Genomic DNA, 17,898 nt, shown 5'->3' on the forward strand with positions numbered 1-17,898 from the left:
CCGGCCCGCCCCGGTCGCGGGGTGCAGGGTCGCGTCGGCGGCCCGGCCGCCGGAGTCCTTCACGTCGCCGCCGGAGCCGAGGCGGCCGGAGGTGCCGGTCCTGGCGGCGCCGCCGTCCCGGTACTCCGCCTCTCGCTCCCGACGGGCGCCGTTCCCACGACGGCGTCGGCGCGGAACGGCATCACGGTGAGCCGGATTCCCTCGACGACGGCGGTCGGCATGGACGGGCGCATGGGACTCCCCCCGGAGGTCCAGCGAACACTTCCAAGCGGAAGCAGGAACAGAGAAGCACAACATTGAAAGCATCGTCAAACGCATTGACAGATTTGACGACCGCTGTAGCTTGTTGACTGTTCGCCACCGAGAGGCCAGGACTCCTGCCATGCCCCAGTCATCCGCCCAGGTGACCGCCGCCGAGATCTCCCGCATCGCGGGGGTCACGCGTGCCACGGTCAGCAACTGGCGCCGTCGGCACGAGGACTTTCCCGAGCCGTCCGGGGGCACGGAGAGCAGTCCGCTGTACGACCTGGAGTCCGTGCGCGCCTGGCTCGCCTCGCGCGGTCACGCGTCGGCGGCGAGCCCGTCGGAGGAGCTCCGCACGGTCCTGCGCCTGCACGCGCGGAGCGGCGGCGGCACCTCGGAGAACCTGCCGCTCCTGGTCCTCGCGGCGGCGGGCCGCTCACCGGAGGAGCTGACGGCCGCCACGCGGTTGCCGGACCCGGACCTCGCCGCCCGCGCGCGGCAGGACGCGGCGTCCGCGGCCGAGGCCGTGCCGGCCGCGGGGGCGGTCCGTTTCGAGGCGGGCGACGCGGCGGTGCTGCGCGCGCTGTACGCGTGTGTGCGCGACGAGGGCGGCCAGGCCGCGCTGGGCGTGCTCGCCGAGCGGGAGCTGGAGGACAGCGCCGCCTCCGGCGCGTACCGGACCCCCGCGCCGCTGGCGGACCTGCTCGCCCGCCTGGTCCCCGGCTCCCCGGCCCGCGTCCTGGATCCGGCCTGCGGCAGCGGCACCCTGCTGGCGGCCGCCGCCCGCCGGGGAGCGCGCGAGCTGTACGGCCAGGACACGCTCGGCGTGCAGGCCCGGCGCAGCGCCGTGAGCCTGATGCTGGCGGCCCCGGAGGCCGCCGTCACGGTGCGCGCCGCCGACAGTCTCCGCGCGGACGCCTTCCCCGACCTGCTCGCCGACGCGGTGCTGTGCAACCCGCCCTACGGGGTCCGCGACTGGGGCCACGACGAGCTGGCGTACGACCCGCGCTGGGCGTACGGCGTCCCGGCCCGCGCCGAGTCGGAGCTGGCGTGGGTGCAGCACGCGCTCGCCCACCTCGCCCCCGGCGGTCACGCCGTCCTGCTCCTGCCGCCCGCCACGGCCGGCCGCGCGTCGGGCCGCCGGGTACGGGCGGAGCTGGTGCGCGGCGGGGCCCTGCGCGCGGTGATCGCGCTGCCGGCCGGCGCGTCGGTGCCGCTGCACGTCGGACTTCAGGTGTGGGTGCTGCAACGGCCCGAGCCGGGCGGCCCCGAGCGCAAGTCGGTGCTGTTCGTGGACGCGGCGGCGGACGCGGCGACGGCGGCCGGACGCGGCGGAACGGCGGCGACCGCGCGGACGCGGGGCGGGAGCAGGTCGGCCTCCCTGGACTGGGAGGGGATCACGGCGCGCGCCCTGGGCGCGTGGCGGGCGTTCACGCAGAGCCCGGACACGTTCGAGGGCGTGCCGGGTGTGGCGCACGCGGTCGGCGTGGTGGACCTGCTGGACGACGTGGTGGACCTGACTCCGGCACGGCTCGTACGGGCGTCGCGGGCCGGGATCGACCCGGCGCGGCTGTCGGCGGAGGCCGACGCCGCGCGCCGCGGCCTCGTCGAGGCCGCGCGGTCCCTCGCGCGGACGGCGGGTCACGGGGTCTGGAGCGCCGCGGGCGCCGCGGCCCGTGAGTGGCGGACGGCGACGGCTGCCGACCTCGCGCGCGGCGGGGCGCTCACCCTGCTGCGGACGCAGCCGGACAGCGTGCGCGCCCGGGCACAGGCCGCGGGCGGCGGGACCGGCGGAGGCGGGAGGCCCGGGGCGCGGGCGGTGCTCACCGGCTCGGACATCGCGACCGGGTCGGGTCCCACGGGGGACCCGGCGGGGCTGTACGACGACGCGGCGCCCGTGGTCGCCGTCGGGGACGTCCTCGTACGGGCGGTCGCGAGCGCGGACGGCCCGATGGCGCGGGTCGCGGGCGAGGAGGACGCCGGGGCGCTGCTCGGCCACCAGGTCCACCTCTTCCGGCCCGACCCGGCCCGGCTGGACGCCTGGTTCCTCGCCGGGTTCCTGGGCGCGGAGGAGAACATCGCGGGCGCGTCGACGGGCAGCACGGCCCTGACGGTCAGCCCGGGCCGGTTGCGGGTTCCCCTGCTGCCGCTGGAGGAGCAGCGGCGGTACGGGGAGGCGTTCCGGCACGTGCACGAGCTGCGGGCAGCGGCGCGGCGGGCGTCGCGGCTGGCGGAGGAGACGGCACGGCTGCTGACGGGCGGGCTGACCGGAGGGCAGCTGCTCCCGTCCCGGGACGCGGCCCCGCGCCCGTCACGCGGCGATTCGTCCCCTTAGGGCACATCGCCCACAGCGGATGTTTTCTGCCGCATCGCACCGCCGAAAGGTTTTCACCGCTTCCCCGCCCCAAGGGGGTTGATCGTCCCCCTTCCGCAATCCGCGTTCCCGTCCCGACCGCATCCACTACCGTGTCTCCAGGCGCGCATCGCGGCTGATCAGACGCTCGCCACGACCGAATTTCGAGGACACACGTGCAGATCACGCCCCTGAACCCCGAGGACCCGCCCTCGCTGGGCGACTTCGAACTCCTCGGCCGGATCGGCCAGGGAGGCATGGGCCAGGTCTACCTGGGAGAGTCGCTCGGCGGTGAGCCCGCCGCGGTGAAGGTGATCAAGCCGTCGGTCGTGGATTCCGAGTCCCGGCGGCGGTTCGCGCAGGAGATCGAGGTCCTCAAGACCATCTGGGGTCCGCGCATCGCGGCGTTCCTGGGGGCCGACGCGGAGGCGGAGCAGCCGTGGCTGGCCACCGAGTACGTGGACGGCCCGGACCTCGCCCGGCACGTGAAGCGGCACGGACCGCTGCCGTCCGTCCTCACCGCGGCGCTCGGCGCGGTCCTCGCCGAGGCGCTGTCGGCCGTGCACGCGCAGGGCCTGCTCCACCGCGACCTGAAGCCGGCCAACGTCCTGCTCGGACCGAACGGCCCGAAGATCATCGATTTCGGCCTGGCCGCCTTCACCGAGGCGAGCGTCTCCCTCACCGCCCCTCACCAGGTCGTCGGCACGCCGATCTGCATGGCTCCCGAGCAGGCCGCCGGCGTGAAGCCGCTGACGGCGGCCGTGGACGTGTACGCGCTGGGCGCGCTGCTGCTCTTCGCCGCGACGGGTCACTACCCGCACGAGGCGGCGACCCCGTACATGGTGTTCCACCTCGTCACCGACCCCGGCACGGCGCCGGACCTGTCCGGTGCGCCCGGTGAGCTGGTGCCGCTGCTGACCGACATGCTCGCCCACGACGCCGGGGACCGGCCCTCGCTGACCGAGGTGGTGCAGCGGTGCCGCTCGGTGATCGAGGCCCAGGGCCTGCGGATCGCCCAGGCGCGTCGCAGGCTCACCGCGCACACCGCGGGACAACGGCACCGGGCCGCGCCCGCCGACGACTCCCCCGCCTTCCCCTGGTCCGCCCCCGCGAGCGACGCCCCGGGCACGCCGACCGTCCCGGCCCCGGAGACCGTCCCGGCCCCGCCGGCCGCCTCGGAGGCGGAGACCGCCCCGGCCGCCCAGGACCCGCCGGCCACGCCCGGCTCCGGTTCCCCGGCGCCTTCTCCCGCCGTGGCCGAGACCGCTCCCGGCCCCACCGGCCCGGCGGTCCAGGACGCCCCCGGCCCCACGCCCCCCGCCCGGCGGGACCCCTCCGACGGCTCCCGTCGCGAGCAGCCGGCGCCGGGCCGCCCGCCCGCGGCGTCCCGGCGGCCCGGGGAGGGGACGCCGACGCTGCGGCACTCCGTGCAGGCCCGCAGGACCGCGGAGCGCCTCCGTGCCGCGTACGCGGCGGGGGCTCCCTTCTGAGATCCGGACACCACCCCGTCCCGGCCCCGGCCCACCGCGCCGCACGGCCGCTCCCCCGACCACGCGTCCCGCCGGTCCGGCGGCGCCACCGCCGGCCGCCCGCGGCGGGACGCATCCCAGCTCACCGACACGAAAGCCCAGGAGGCACCCGCGTGACCGCCGACTTGAGCACCGCACCCGCGACGAGCGGCGAGGACGCCCTGTTCCCGCCGGGCGCCCAGATCCTGGTACGGGACGAGGTGTGGCTGGTGCGCAACGCGACGCGGACCGAGCACGACGGCGCCCGGGTCGAGGCGGTGGGCGCGTCGGACTTCGTGCGCGACCAGGAGGCGGTGTTCTTCACCGCCCTGGACCGGATCGAACTGCTCGATCCGAGGCGGACCCGCCTGGTGCGGGACGACTCGCCGAACTTCCGCCGCTCGCGCCTGTTCCTGGAGGCGGTGCTGCGCAAGACGCCGCTGCCGCAGTCCGAGCGGGGCCTGGCGCTCGCGGACTCCTTCCTCCTGGACCCGCTGCCCTACCAGCAGCGCCCCGCGCAGCTCGCCCTGTCGGGCCGCAACCTGCGCCCCCGCATGCTCATCGCGGACGTCGTCGGCCTCGGCAAGACCCTGGAGATCGGCCTCACCCTCGCCGAGCTGATCCGCCGCGGCCGCGGCGAGCGCATCCTCGTCGTCACCCCGCAGCACGTCCTGGAGCAGTTCCAGCACGAGCTGTGGACGCGGTTCGCGATCCCGCTGGTGCGCCTGGACTCGGTGGGCATCGAGCGGATCCAGCGGGAGATCCCCGCGGGCCGCAACCCGTTCACGTACTTCAAGCGCGTCATCGTCTCCATCGACACCCTGAAGAACACCGACCAGTACAAGCACCACCTGGAGCGGATCACCTGGGACGCGGTGGTCATCGACGAGTCGCACAACCTCATCAACAAGGGCTCCCTGCGCAACCAGCTCGCCCGCACCCTCGCCCCGCACACGGACGCCCTGCTGCTGGCCTCCGCGACCCCGCACAACGGCGACGCCCGCTCCTTCGCCGAGTTGATCTCCCTGCTGGACCCGGCCGCGATCCGCGACCCGGAGCACTACCGCGCCGAGGACATCAAGCACCTGTTCATCCGGCGCACCAAGGTCAGCCCCGAGGTGCGGGAGCAGATGAAGGGGCAGTGGGCGGACCGCGGCCCCTCCCGTTCGATCCGGGTGGCGGCCACGCCCGCCGAGGAGAGGATCTTCGAGGAGCTGGCCGCGGTCTGGTTGCCGTCCGACGGTGCGAAGTCGGTCAGTGACGTCCCCCTGTTCCCGTACACGCTGCTGAAGTCCTTCCTCTCCTCCCACGCGGCGCTGAAGGCCACGGTCACCACGCGTCTGAAGACCCTGGAGAAGAAGGACGACCCCGAGGCGACGGCCGCCGAGCGCGCGGCCCTGCACCGGCTGCTGGAGCTGGCGCAGGGCATGACGGAGGAGGATTCGGGCAAGTTCGGCGCCCTGGTGGAGCAGTTGCGGGAGATCGGGGTCGGGCCGAAGTCCGGCACCCGGGTGGTGGTGTTCTCCGAGCGGGTGCAGACCCTGGAGTGGCTGGCGCGGACCGTGCCGCAGGCCCTGGGCTTCAGGGGGAAGGCCGCGCAGGAGGCGGCCCGGGTCATGCACGGCGGCCTCTCCGACGAGCAGCAGATGCAGTGCGTGGAGGACTTCGGCCTCGCGGACACGCCCGTGCGCATCCTGTTCACCGGCGACGTGGCCTCCGAGGGCGTCAACCTGCACCGCCAGTGCCACCAGCTCGTCCACTACGACGTGCCCTGGTCGCTGATCCGCATCGAGCAGCGCAACGGCCGCATCGACCGCTACGGGCAGGCGCACCGGCCGCAGTTCCGGGCGCTGATCCTCACCAGCTCCGTCGACGGCGCCAAGGACGACACGCTCGTCGCGGAGCGCCTGCTGGAGCGCGAGGCCCAGGCCCATCAGGCGCTGGGCACGGCGGAGGCGGTGTCCGGCCTGTACCGGGCGGAGGCCGAGGAGAAGTCCCTCATCCAGGACCTGCTGCGGGGCCGCACCGTGGACGAGTCCCTGGACGCCCGCCGCACCCCCGGCGCCGGCGACGGCGCCGACGACGGCATGGACGACTTCCTCGCCGACTTCTTCGGCGCCGTGGGCGACGAACCGGAGGAGGACGCCGCCTCCGGCGCGGACGGCGGCGACGGCGGCGGGGCGGTGCCCCGGGCGCACGTGCCCCGGCTGTTCGCCTCCGCCCGCGAGTTCCTCGACGAGGCGCTGCGCGAGGTCTACCCGGACGCCCACGACCGGCTGGACCTGTCCGCCGACCCGGAGACCGGCCTGCTCTCCTTCGTGCCGCCCTCCGACCTGGTGCACCGCCTCAAGGCGCTGCCCCCGGACTACGTCCGCGAGCAGGGCCTGCGCGACCGCCTGAAAGTCACCTTCAACCGGCGGCTGGCCGAGCACAGCCTGACGCGCGCCCGCGCCTCGGCGACGTCGAGCTGGCCCGACATCTCGCTGCTGACCGACCTGCACCCGGTCATGGAGTGGCTCACCGACAAGGTCCTGGTCCGCCTGGACCGCCAGGAGGCGCCGGTGCTGACCGCCGACGTGCCGCAGCCCACCTACCTGGTGCAGGGCATCTACTCCAACGCGCTGGGCCGCCCGACCGTCGTCAAGTGGATGGCGGTCACCGCGGACGGCGGGGTCGACGACGACATGGTGGCGGTGCTGCGCCGCGCGCAGGTCGGCCCGACGATGGCGAACCCGGGCCTCGCCCACGACACGGCCCGCCTCGCCGAGGCGATCCCCGGCGTCCTGGACACCGCGGAGGCGTTCCTGGAGCTCCACCGCGAGGCGTGGGACGAACCGCTCAGGAAGCCCATCGAGGAGTACAAGGCCCGCCTGGGCTCGTGGGAGCAGCCGACGCTGACGGGCGGTGGCGGCGCGTCCACCGGCACCCGCGAACGCCTCGCCTCCCTCGCGGACTCCCTCCTCACCACCGGCCGCCCGATGCTGCGCCTGCTCGCCGTCCTGGCCCCCGCCACGGCCCACGCCGCCTGACCGCATCCCCCAGAGGTTCTTGAAGATGACGTACGACAGCCTGGTCAACCGCGGCGACTACTTCTCCGCGCACTACCTCGCCGAGGTCCTGCCCAAGGACCTCAGGTCCGGTCTGCTCGCCGAGTGGAAGCAGCGCGAGGAGGACGCCGCCGGCGCCGAGCGGCCCGAGGACGCGCTGCCCATCACCCCGCGCGCGGGCCTGCGGGCGCTGCGCCGCCCCTACTTCGCGGCCCGCTCCTACTTCACGACGGGCGAGGAGCAGGCGGCGACCGGCGACGACGCCGTGACGTACGACGCCCCCGAGTGGCGCGACCGCGTCCGCGCGCTCAACGCGCGGGTGCTGCGCGCCCTCGGCTTCGACGCCAAGCCGGGCACGCTCACCGTCACCCGCGCCGACCAGTCCCACGAGGTGCCGGTCGCGCACGCGGAGAAGGACCTCGTCGCCCTGGACTGCGGCTGGTCCGCCGAGCCCGACGACGCCCTGGACCCCGACGGCGCCGGACGCCTCCTGGACGAGGTGCGCCTGGACGGCCAGCACACCCTCACCACCGGCTCCAAGCTCGCCTCCTTCCTGTTCGCCTGCGAGGACGCCCCGCGTTACGTCCTGCTGCTGGTCGGCGGCGTCGTCGTGCTCGCCGACCGGGCCGCCTGGGGCGAGGGCCGCTACCTGGCGGTGTCCCTGGACCGGGTGCTGGAACGCAACGACACCAAGGCGGGCGGCGAGATCGACACGGTGGCCGCCCTGTTCGGCGCCGACTCGCTGCGCACCCCCGAGGAGGGCGGCGAGAACCCCCTCGCCGCGCTCCTCGACAAGTCGACCAAGCACGCGGTGGGCGTCTCCAGCGAGCTGCGCGACGGCCTGCGGCTGAGCGTGGAACTGATCGCCAACGAGGTCCTGGACCGGCTGCGCGAGGCCGGCGTCCGCCCCGAGCAGGTCAGGGAACTCCCCGAACTGGGCCGCCAGCTCACCCGCGAGTCGCTGCGCTACCTGTACCGCATCCTGTTCCTGCTGTACGCCGAGGCCCGCCCCGAACTGGGCATCCTGCCCTCGGACTACCCCGAGTACCAGATGGGCTACGGCCTGGGCCGCCTCGGCGAGCTGATCGCCGAGCGCGACCTCGTCGACGAGAAGTCCCGCAGGGGCTTCTACCTGTACGAGTCGCTGGACCTGCTGTTCCGCAAGGTCCAGGAGGGCCACCGCCCGCGCCGCACGCACGGCACGGACGCGGAGCCGGCCGACGCCGCGGCGGGCAAGACCTCGGAGGACGTGGGCCTGCGCTTCGAGCCGCTGCGCTCCAAGCTGTTCGAGCCGGACGCGATCCGCCTGATCGGCCGGTACGCCGTCCCCGACCCGCGCGTCGACACCGAGGGCGACACCGGCGCCGACGGCGAGGCCGGCGCCGAGGGCGGGGAGCGCTTCATCGACACCCGCCTGCGCAACGAGACCCTGTACCGGGTGCTGCGCCTGCTGATGCTGACCCGCGGCAAGAGGCGCGAGCGCGGCGGCTTCATCTCCTACGCCCAGCTCGGCATCAACCAGCTCGGCGCCGTGTACGAGGGCCTGATGTCCTACACCGGCTTCGTCGCGGGCGAGGAGCTGTACGAGGTCGCGAAGAACGGCGACCCGAAAGACGGCTCCTGGCTGATCCCGGCGTCGAAGGCCGACGAGTACCCCGACGAGGTGTTCGTCCGGCACAAGGACGAGGACACCGGCGAGGAGCGGCGCGTGCGGTACGCGCCGGGCCAGTTCGTGTACCGCCTGTCGGGCCGCGACCGCCAGACCTCGGCCTCCTACTACACGCCGGAGTCCCTGACCCGGGTGACGGTGCAGCTCGCGTTGCAGCACCGCCTGGACCAGGACGGCACGAAGACCGAGGCGCGCGAGCTGCTGGAGTGGAAGATCTGCGAGCCGGCGCTCGGCTCGGGCGCGTTCCTCAACGAGGCGATCAACCAGGTCGCCGCGGAGTACCTGCGCCGCCGCCAGGACGAGCTGGGCGTCGCCATCGACACCGAGAAGTACGCGGTCGAACTCCAGAAGGCCAAGGCGTACATCGCCCTGCACAACTCCTACGGCGTCGACCTCAACGACACGGCCGTCGAGCTGGCGGAGGTGTCGCTGTGGCTGAACACCATGCACCCCGGCATGGAGGCCCCCTGGTTCGGCCTGCACCTGCGGCGCGGCAACTCCCTGATCGGCGGGCGGCGGGAGGTCTACCCGGCGGAGAAGCTGAAGAAGGGCGGCTGGCTGGGCACCACCCCGGAACGCTTCCCGCTGTCGGAGGCCCTGGCGGGCACCCCGCTCCCCGAGGGCGCGGTGCACCACTTCCTCCTCCCGGCGAAGGAGTGGGGCGCGATCGCCGCCGAGAAGGAGGCCAAGGCCCTGGCCCCGGCGGAGGCGAAGGCCCTCGCCGCCTGGCGCAAGGCGATCACCAAGTCCCCCAACGCCACCCAGACCAAGCGCCTGCAGGGCCTGGCGCGGCGGGCGGAGTACCTGTGGGGGCTGGTCGTGCGCCGGCTGGAGATCTCCGAGCGGGAGATCTCGCGCCGCATCGACGTGTGGGGCGCGGAGGACGGCTGGCTGCGCTCTCCCGAGGTCGCGGTGCCGAGGGAGAAGGTCAAGGCCGACCTGGAGGCCGTCGACACCCCGTACTGGCGGCTGAAGACGCTGATGGACGCGTGGTGCGCCCTGTGGTTCTGGCCCGTGCAGAGCGCTGCGCTGCTGGACGGTTCCCATGAGTCGTACGCGCGGGCGGCGGAGGTCGCCGCGCAGTCGGGCGAGTGGGTCGTGCCGTCGGCCCCGGCCTCGGTTCCTGGCCAGCCGGGTGCGCCCGCGCGGGAGACGTACGAGGCGGCGGACCTGTTCGGCGACGTCCAGGTCGTCGAGGTCAAGTCCAAGGGCACGCGGGGCGGCAGCCGCAAGGAGCGGATCAAGGGCGAACGCCGCCCGGTGATCCCGCTGGCCTCCCTGGACGACTGGCTCGACTTCGCCGAATCCCTGCTGGGCACGCACGACGTGCCGGCGGACTCCCTGGTGGCCCAGTTCGACACGCTCGATAAGCTTGAGCGGTACGAGGACGAACTGCCCGAGTGGATGGGCATGGAGCGGTTCACCTCGCTGGAGTCCCGGTATCCGTGGGCGGCGATCGCCCGGGATGTGGCCGAGCGACAGGGTTTCTTCCACTGGGAGTTGGAGTTCGGGCACCTTTTCGCTGCACAAGGCGGGTTTGATCTGCAGATGGGGAATCCTCCTTGGGTTAGACCCGAATGGATTGAGAATGCGGTCCTCGCTGAATGCGAGCCGTGGTTCATGCTGTCCGAGAAGCCAGGCGCAGAGGAACACAGGCTACGCAAGAACAGGCTGCTGAAAGACGCGTCAGCTCGCAACTTCCAACTCACTGAACTGTCCGGTATTTCGGGTACGGTTTCCATGTTGGCCAGCCCAGCAACCTATCCGTTGATCAACGGGACACGGCCGGATCTATACCGAGCATTTATGGTGCAAACGTGGCGACACAGCGCTACGGAAGGCATGGTGGGGCTCATCCACCAGGACACACACTTCAACGGAATAAAGGAAGGCCGACTCCGCGAGGAAACGTACAAGCATCTACGAATGCATGCTCACTTCTCTAACCGCCTCCGGCTCTTCGAAGATGTGCAGGGCACCCGACAGTTCAGCGTCAACATCTATGGTGGTCCGCGGACTGTCGATTTCGTGCACATGAGCTGGATTTTCCATCCCGACACCTTGGCGGCTTCCATGTTCCACGATGGCCATGGTCCGCTTCCTGGAATCAAGAATGGCGGAAAGTGGGAAGTACGCCCACATGCATCGCGCCTTGTCCACATCGACGCTGAGCGTCTGACCGAATGGAACCGCTTGGCAGGCGAAGGGGCACAACAGGACACGCAGGCACCCTTGCTATACCCGGTTACCGACGCGGAGCAGGGAGCCATCTCTGCACTGTCCAACATGCGACGCCGCCTGTCTATCGACACGCCTCACCTTAGCCAGGGGTATAACGAAACCAACGGCAAAAAGGATGGCTTCATCCGCTGGTCCACTCAAGACGTAGATAGCCCTAACGAAGTCGTCCTCCAGGGCCCACACCTCCTAGTCGGCACCCCATTTGCCCAGAATCCAAAGAACCCTTGCAAGTCACCTCGCGACTGGTTTGAAACTCCGGCACATACGATCAGCGCCGACTACGTACCCCGGACGAATTACGTACGATCCTGCGATCTTGAGGCCTATCGAAACGCTCAGGATAAATGGAACGGCAAGCGTTACACCGAGTATTTCCGCCTAGCTTGGCGATCCATGATCGACTTTGACGGAAACCGCAGCCTTTTCGCCGCCCTCATCCCCCCGGGCCCCGCCCACGTCGATGCCGTGAATTCAATGGCATTGTCGGACAATAAACTAACTGTACTCAACGCCGGATTCTGGGCATCCCTCCCCTTGGATTACCTTCTGCGCATCACTGGCCGTTCACATCTCCGAGTTGCCGAGGCCTATAAAATGCCCGCCCCCGACCCCCAGCACCCCCTCGCCTCGGCCCTCCTCCTACGCGCCCTGCGTCTCAATGTCCTCACCAATGCCTATGCCCCCTTGTGGGAGGAACTGTTCGATCCGCGCTGGGCAGGCTACGAAGATTGGGCCAACGAATGGCCGAGCTTGCGTCGGCTTGCAGAAGGACTCACGCCCACCTGGACATACAACACTCCCTTCCGCACTGAGTACGAACGTCGCGCCGCTCTCGTCGAACTCGACGCGCTTGTCTCTGTCTGGCTCGGTATCACCGCGGACCAGTTGGCCGCGGTCTATAAGTCCCGCTATCCGGTCCTGTACGACTATGAGGCCGTCACTTATTTCGACGCCAACGGCCGAAAGATCGCGGGCAATCACAATACCTACGGTTTCGACCAGACCAAGCAGGACTACATTGACCTTTTGGCTCACTTGGAGAATCCGGAGAGCGCCCCCTCCCCGGCGGGTTACACCGCGCCCTTTTACAAGGCGGACCGCGAGGCCGAGATGCGTGCTGCGCATGCGCACTTCCAAGCTCGCTTGGACAAGGAGATCGCTGCTGGCCGCTGGACTCCGGCGGGAAGCCGTGAGGCGTGAAAGCCGGGCCGATGACAACAGTCGGCGCTTCCGTCAGGGGAGCGCCGACCGTCGCAGGCAGCCGTACAACCTCACATCGCCTCAAGCAGTGCCGACCACGCCTCCGTGCCGACCGTCAGCACAGGCCCGCCCTGCGCCACGCACTTCGAGTCACGCACATGCACTCCGGCAGCCGTGAGGGCGACCTCGACGCACTCTCCGCCCGACCCCGTGCTGTAACTGCTAGTGCGCCAGGACAGGTTGGTCTCAGCCTGCGTCGCGTTTTCCGCGTTCATAGCTCTCCCAGCATCTTCTCGAGGAGCCCCAGGGACTCACGTGGAGTCAGGGCCTGAGCACGCAGGATGCCGTACTGCTCCTCGTACTCGCGCACCGACCTCCGCTCGCTGAAAAGTCGGCTGTCGTTGCGTGCCTCGACGTACGCGAGCCGCTGCCCCTTCCGCGTCTCGTACAGAGTGAACGGTCCGTCCAGGGCTGCGTGTTCCACGCATCCGATCGACATGACCTGAACGACCACGTTCCTCTGCTGCGCGCGAAGCAGCACTTCCTCCAACTGGCCCCGCATGACCGCATGCCCACCGAGGGGCCTACGCAGTACATGCTCCTCGATGACGAAGCTGATGGTGGGGGACGGCTGGCGGTCGAAGATCACCTGGCGAGCGAGGCGGGAGCTCACACGCTGGTTGACGGTCTCGGGGTCCAGCAGAGGCAACCACATCTCGCAGACCGCCCGTGCGTACTCCTCCGTCTGCAACAGGCCGGGCACGGCCTTGCTGGCATACACATGCAGCTCCACCGCCTCCGCCTCCAACTTCGCCGCGTCCCGGAAGAAGGCGGGGTACCTCGCCCGCGCCACCTCCTCCTTCATCACCGTCAGCAGTCCGCCGGCCTCCAGCACCTCATCCGCCCGATCGATGAACTCCGGTCTGGGGATGCGCCGTCCCAGTTCCACCGACGTGATCATCTCCTCGCCGTACCCGAGCTTCGCGCCCAGCTCCGCCCGCGTCAGTCCCCGGCTCGTCCGCAGCAGCCGCACCTGCTGCTCGAAGCACCGGAGGATGCCCGTCTCGCTCTCCCCGTGCGCCGCCATGGTGACCTCACCTCACCCACCCGCCGGGAGGCGCCCGCTCCTTGTCCCGCCGCAGGCGCCGCACCCGTCCGTCACTCACGGCTCACTGTAGGGACGCGCTCCGTCGCCTTCCCGCCGCTTGGCCCCGCTTCCCCCGTACCGCGTACGGGCGCCCGCCCTCCCGCGTACAGCCCCCGCCTGTACACCCGCGCCCGCGTGTCCCATCGGGACACCGGCCGCCTGACGACGCGCTAGGGTTGCGCCTCAAGTTGTGCCTCAAGGGGAGGAACATCGAGCGGCCGTCGCGCCGCTCACCGAATCACCGCGCGGAGACGGGGGAGCAGGGGTGCCCGCGCCTCGCGACTCAGCCATTCGCGGAACAGCCTGGGGGGACTCACCATGACCGACGCGCCTGTGGACGCTGCCCACATCGACGCGGACGAAGCCGACGAGGCCGCCGACCGGAAGGTCGTCGAGCAGGAGCAGGCCGAGATCAAGGACTTCGTCAAGGGCCTGAGCGCGGACGACATCAAGTCGGGCAACTGGTTCACCAAGCTCGCCGCCCACGCCATGAACTCGTACACCGAGAAGGTCGACTGGCAGTACTTCCAGGACCGGTACGCGGGCGTGCCCGCGGACGCCGTCGTGGATCAGCGGATCAAGATGGCGGCCCGGTACGCCGCGCTCGAAGGCGGGCTCTCCGCCGGGGCCTACACGGCGACCGTCGCCGCCACCATCGGAAGTCTCGGGGGCGCCTCGCCGGCGACCGTCCCCGCGGCCGTGGCGACCATGATGGTCGACGTCGCGTTCCTCACCCAGCTCCAGCTCCGCCTGGCCTACGACATCTCCGTGCTCTACCGGGTCCCGCTCGACGTGCACGACCCCGAGGACCTGTGGAAGCTCATCCGCGTGGCCTTCACGATCAAGAGCGGGGAAGCGGCCAACAAGACCGTGGTCAAAGCGATCCCGGCCCTGGTGCGGCCGCTGGTCAAACGCTTCTACTCCGGATCGGCGCTGACCGCCGGGAAGGCGCTTCCCGTCGTCGGGAGGCACCTCCTCCAGCGCAACGTCATCAAGATCGGTATCCCCCTGGTCGGCGTCCCCCTCGCCGTCCTGCTGAACCGCTACACCACGCTGCTCGCCGGCCGGCACGCGCGGGCCGTGTTCCGGAACGAGGCGCGGGTGATCGAACTCGCCGAGGGGATGAGCGAGCGCAGTCGGCACCCGCAGTTGATGCTGTGGGTCGCATGGCTCGTCATCAGGGCGAACCCCAAAATCGCAGACGAAGAGGCTCTGCTGATGCGGCATCTGGTGCGGCTGGTCCGGGAGCGGCACGAAGTGGTCGACGAGCAGCTCGCGCAGGTCGTCGACATCGACCCGGCCGAGGTGTGGAAGCGGGTGGACGCCGAGCCGGGCGATCTCGGCGACGTCGTCGACGCGGCGGAGCGTGTCGCCGCCGTGGACGGTGAGGTCGACTCCCGTGAGAAGGCGGTCCTCGCGGAGCTCCGGGAGCGGTGCCGCCGGGGCTGACGTCGTCGTGCGGCGCGGCTCGCACGCCACTCCCCCGCTGCGGCCCGGCGCCCGTGTACAGCGCACGGCCGTACAGGCGTCGCCGCTGGTGACACGCCCGGCGCGGCCGCGACGCTGGCCCCATGCACACGCCGCTCTTCCCTCTCCCCGGCCCCACGGGAACCAGTGAGTTCGCGATGTCGTTCACGTCGACCCCGCGGGGCGCCCGGCTGGCGCGGCTGTTCGTCGCGCACTGCCTGGACGCCTGGGGCCATCCTTACGACAGCGAGGTCAACGAGACACTGACGCTGATCACCGCCGAGCTGAGCACGAACGCCGTACGGCACGGACGGGTTCCCGGACGGGACTTCCACGTCCGGCTGGCCACCGGGGCAGGCGGTGAACTCCGGCTGGAGGTCTCCGACACCCGCGGCGAGCGCCGGCCCGTCGTCGCCCCTTCCGCGGACCCCGACGCCGAATCCGGCCGCGGGCTGCTGCTCGTCACCGCGCTGGCCGACGACTGGGGCGTCACGGACCGCCGTGGCGGCCCGGGCAAGACCGTCTGGGCGTCGCTCAAGGCGGGCCGGCGCCCGACGGAGGCGACCGTGGCGGATCCATGAACCGATGTCAGCCGTGGTGGATACGCTGAGCCACGATCGTCCACGGATGGTCGATCATCGTCCGTCCGTGGACGCACGACACGATTGAGGAGGTGCGATGCCCGCTCACCGGGACGTCCGCGAGCAGCGCTCGTGCGGGAGCGCATACCTCGCGTCGCCACCGTCCGCGCCGGCGTTTCCGCCGTACCGTGCATCGACTCGATAGGTTGCCCATGCCCGGCCGTCTGCTAGAACTCCACGTCGAGAACTTCCGCAGCCTGCGCGACGTGACCGTGCCGCTCGGTCCCCTCACCGTGCTGGTGGGCCCGAACGGCGCGGGCAAGTCCAACGTGCTGAAGGTCTTCGACTTCCTCGCCGACATCATCCGCACCGACCTCCAGCCGGCGCTGGACTCGCGCCGCGGATTCGACGAGGTGGCCTTCTGGGGCGGGAGCAGGCCGCCGACCTCGATGCGCATCCAGTTGAAGGCGACCTGGACCAGCAACGCGTCGCTCAACGCACCGGACGAGTACAACCTCGTCATCCGTCGCCGTTCCCTGCCGTCGAACCGGGACGGCGGAGGGACGCGGTACACCCTGTCGCGTGAGGAGAGCTTCGCGTTCAAACGCAAGCAGGGACGCGGCCGGCGCATCACCATCTCCGGCGAGGAAGCACGCGTCGTCGACGAACGGGCGGGACAGACGAAGGACAGCGGCAGCTTCGGCATCCGCAGGCTCAGCAGCGGTCTGTCCACGCTGCCCCGGCTCGGTCCCTCCGACGGTGGCGACGAGGTGACACGGGTCGCCGACCGGCTGTCGTCGTTCCGGGTCTTCGACGTCGACGTGACGGCGGCCCGTCAGCCGACACGGCTGCGCGGCGCGGACTTCGCCACCCTCTCGCCGCACGCCGAGAACCTCGCCGCGTTCCTGATCCACCTCAGCGGCCGTGAGGAGACCTGGGACGATTTAGTCGCCGACGCCCGGACCGTTCTGCCGCAGTTGGAGAACATCGAGTTCGAGGAGGTCGGCGGCTCCACGGACCAGCTGACCGTCGTCCTGCGCGAACGCGGCCTGCGCCGCCTCACCCCGCTCGCCGACGCCTCGTACGGCACTGTCCGTCTGCTGGGGCTGCTCGCCCTGCTGTACGACCCGAACCCGCCGGCGTTCACCTGTATCGAGGAGATCGACCACGGGCTGCACCCGCAGGCCCTGGAACTCGTCGTGCAGCGGCTGCGCGAAGCCGCCGAGCGGACGCAGTTCATCGTGGCCACCCACTCCCCCGCGCTCGTCAACCGGCTGCGACCGGAAGAGTTCGTGGTGTGCGACCGCGACGAGGACGGCGCGTCGATCATCCCCGCCCTCACCGTCGACGAGGTCAAGGAGATCGTCGAGGAATCCGGCGAACAGCCCCTCGGAGAGCTGTGGTTCTCCGGAGTGCTGGGCGGCGACCTCACCGGGGGCGAACTGTGACCCCGAAAGGACGGCAAGGAGGCGGGCGGGCGCCCCGGGCGCAGGGACGGGGCGTCATCGTCCTGGCCGGTGAGGACCAGAACGACTGCGAGATCCTGGCCGCGCTGATACGCGCACACCTGCCCGAGCTGAGCGCGGCGGCCAAGCTGGTCCGCATCAACGCCCCGGTGCGGCTGCGCAGGAAATCCGGCCCGGATCTGGCCGCCGCGGTGAAGACGCTGGTCGGCAAGGCGCGGGCCAAGGCGCGCCAGCAGCGTGCCGAGCTGGTCGGATTCGTCGTCCACGAGGACCTGGACGGTTACGCCGACGCCGGATACGACCGGATCCGCAAGACGCTCACCGCCGAACTCTCGGGCCAGTGCCAGGGGTTCCGAACAGCGCTCGCGCTCGCCGCGTGGGAGAGCGAGGGCTGGCTGCTGCTCTTCCCCGAGGCCTTCCCCCGCGTCCGTCCGCACTGGAAGGTCCCCGACCGTCTGCTCGACAAGGACACCGGCCGCATCAAGGACGCCAAGGAGGAGCTCAAACGAGGGCTCGGTCTGCCGGTCTTCCGGGAGAGCGACGGCCCCGCGGTCGCCCGCGAGGCGCTGAAGCACCGGCTGATCCCCTCCCCGCGCGGCAGCAACCGCTCGTACGCGGACTTCGTCGAGGACCTCACGGGTTGGACCTGACCGCCGAGGCCGAGGACCGGGTGAGTGGTGATCCCCAGGTGGTTGCCCGCCGGCAATCGGGGCGGAACGGATCGGTACGGGGCATTTCCCGAACGGCCTGGCCGAGGACCGTTCTCCCGATCAGGAATCGCTGTGCCCGCACGGGTTCGCCGGGCTCCGGCCGCGGTTTCGAACGGGCCTCCACACCGGCGGATGCCCTTGTCGATTCGGACGCGGGCATGCCCGTTCCGCTCGGCGGCCAGGATGTCGCGGTGGCCGCGTTGGCGTCACGACGGCGGCGGCAGGCATGCGGGGCCTTGATCCGCAAGGTGTGGTCGGGGTGGTGA

Annotated in this window: 10 protein-coding genes; 8 read left to right on the forward strand and 2 right to left on the reverse strand. The window is 71.3% G+C overall.

Features of this window, described 5'->3' with window-relative positions; genetic code table 11:
• The first annotated feature begins 382 nt into the window (after window positions 1–382).
• The 4 genes from ABD363_RS03450 to ABD363_RS03465 all read left to right on the forward strand — a co-directional run bounded on the left by ABD363_RS03450 (window position 383) and on the right by ABD363_RS03465 (window position 12,261).
• Entirely contained in the window at window positions 383–2,578 is a 2,196-nt protein-coding gene (locus tag ABD363_RS03450; RefSeq protein WP_344599843.1) for an N-6 DNA methylase, read from the forward strand.
• Window positions 2,579–2,772: 194 nt separating this feature from the next.
• On the forward strand, window positions 2,773–4,086 hold the full coding sequence (locus tag ABD363_RS03455; RefSeq protein WP_344599844.1) for a serine/threonine-protein kinase: 1,314 nt from the start codon (window positions 2,773–2,775) through the stop codon (window positions 4,084–4,086).
• Window positions 4,087–4,238: 152 nt separating this feature from the next.
• Complete coding sequence (locus ABD363_RS03460) at window positions 4,239–7,133, forward strand: DEAD/DEAH box helicase (RefSeq protein ID WP_344599845.1); 2,895 nt, start codon at window positions 4,239–4,241, stop codon at window positions 7,131–7,133.
• Between the two features lie 25 nt (window positions 7,134–7,158).
• A complete protein-coding gene (locus ABD363_RS03465) occupies window positions 7,159–12,261 on the forward strand; it encodes a class I SAM-dependent DNA methyltransferase (protein WP_344599846.1) in 5,103 nt (1,700 codons plus the stop codon).
• Between the two features lie 71 nt (window positions 12,262–12,332).
• Here the strand turns inward: ABD363_RS03465 and ABD363_RS03470 are convergent, their stop codons facing one another.
• Window positions 12,333–12,536: a DUF397 domain-containing protein gene (locus tag ABD363_RS03470; RefSeq protein ID WP_344599847.1), complete on the reverse strand. Its 204-nt coding sequence runs from the start codon at window positions 12,534–12,536 to the stop codon at window positions 12,333–12,335.
• The gene (locus tag ABD363_RS03475; RefSeq protein ID WP_344599848.1) at window positions 12,533–13,348 is read right to left on the reverse strand and encodes a helix-turn-helix domain-containing protein; all 816 of its coding nucleotides are present in this window, start codon (window positions 13,346–13,348) and stop codon (window positions 12,533–12,535) included. The genes ABD363_RS03470 and ABD363_RS03475 overlap by 4 nt, the downstream gene beginning before the upstream one ends.
• Before the next feature lie 378 nt (window positions 13,349–13,726).
• On the opposite strand from ABD363_RS03475, the gene ABD363_RS03480 reads away from it, so the two are divergent.
• The 4 genes from ABD363_RS03480 (at window position 13,727) to ABD363_RS03495 (ending at window position 17,572) form a co-directional block, all read left to right on the forward strand.
• Entirely contained in the window at window positions 13,727–14,857 is a 1,131-nt protein-coding gene (locus ABD363_RS03480; protein WP_344599849.1) for a hypothetical protein, read from the forward strand.
• A gap of 122 nt (window positions 14,858–14,979) precedes the next feature.
• Window positions 14,980–15,456, forward strand: coding sequence for an ATP-binding protein (locus tag ABD363_RS03485; RefSeq protein ID WP_344599850.1), 477 nt, complete (start codon window positions 14,980–14,982; stop codon window positions 15,454–15,456).
• A 212-nt stretch (window positions 15,457–15,668) separates the two neighbouring features.
• Window positions 15,669–16,904 carry an AAA family ATPase gene (locus ABD363_RS03490; RefSeq protein WP_344599851.1) on the forward strand — a complete coding sequence of 412 codons (1,236 nt, stop codon included), beginning with the start codon at window positions 15,669–15,671 and terminating at the stop codon, window positions 16,902–16,904.
• Window positions 16,901–17,572 (forward strand): hypothetical protein, encoded by a 672-nt coding sequence (locus ABD363_RS03495; RefSeq protein ID WP_344599852.1) that lies wholly within the window; start codon window positions 16,901–16,903, stop codon window positions 17,570–17,572. Before ABD363_RS03490 ends, ABD363_RS03495 begins: the two co-directional genes overlap by 4 nt.
• Window positions 17,573–17,898 lie beyond the last annotated feature (326 nt).

Origin of the sequence: Streptomyces glaucus (assembly GCF_039533365.1) — a bacterium.
Classification (GTDB): domain Bacteria; phylum Actinomycetota; class Actinomycetes; order Streptomycetales; family Streptomycetaceae; genus Streptomyces; species Streptomyces glaucus.

What these genes read in the sequence shown, in the direction of transcription:
- ABD363_RS03490 (WP_344599851.1), top strand. Translation starts at nt 15,669, where the DNA reads ATGCCCGGCCGTCTGCTAGAACTCCACGTCGAGAACTTCCGCAGCCTG.
- ABD363_RS03470 (WP_344599847.1), bottom strand. Translation starts at nt 12,536, where the DNA reads ATGAACGCGGAAAACGCGACGCAGGCTGAGACCAACCTGTCCTGGCGC.
- ABD363_RS03475 (WP_344599848.1), bottom strand. Translation starts at nt 13,348, where the DNA reads ATGGCGGCGCACGGGGAGAGCGAGACGGGCATCCTCCGGTGCTTCGAG.
- ABD363_RS03465 (WP_344599846.1), top strand. Translation starts at nt 7,159, where the DNA reads ATGACGTACGACAGCCTGGTCAACCGCGGCGACTACTTCTCCGCGCAC.
- ABD363_RS03450 (WP_344599843.1), top strand. Translation starts at nt 383, where the DNA reads ATGCCCCAGTCATCCGCCCAGGTGACCGCCGCCGAGATCTCCCGCATC.
- ABD363_RS03485 (WP_344599850.1), top strand. Translation starts at nt 14,980, where the DNA reads ATGCACACGCCGCTCTTCCCTCTCCCCGGCCCCACGGGAACCAGTGAG.
- ABD363_RS03480 (WP_344599849.1), top strand. Translation starts at nt 13,727, where the DNA reads ATGACCGACGCGCCTGTGGACGCTGCCCACATCGACGCGGACGAAGCC.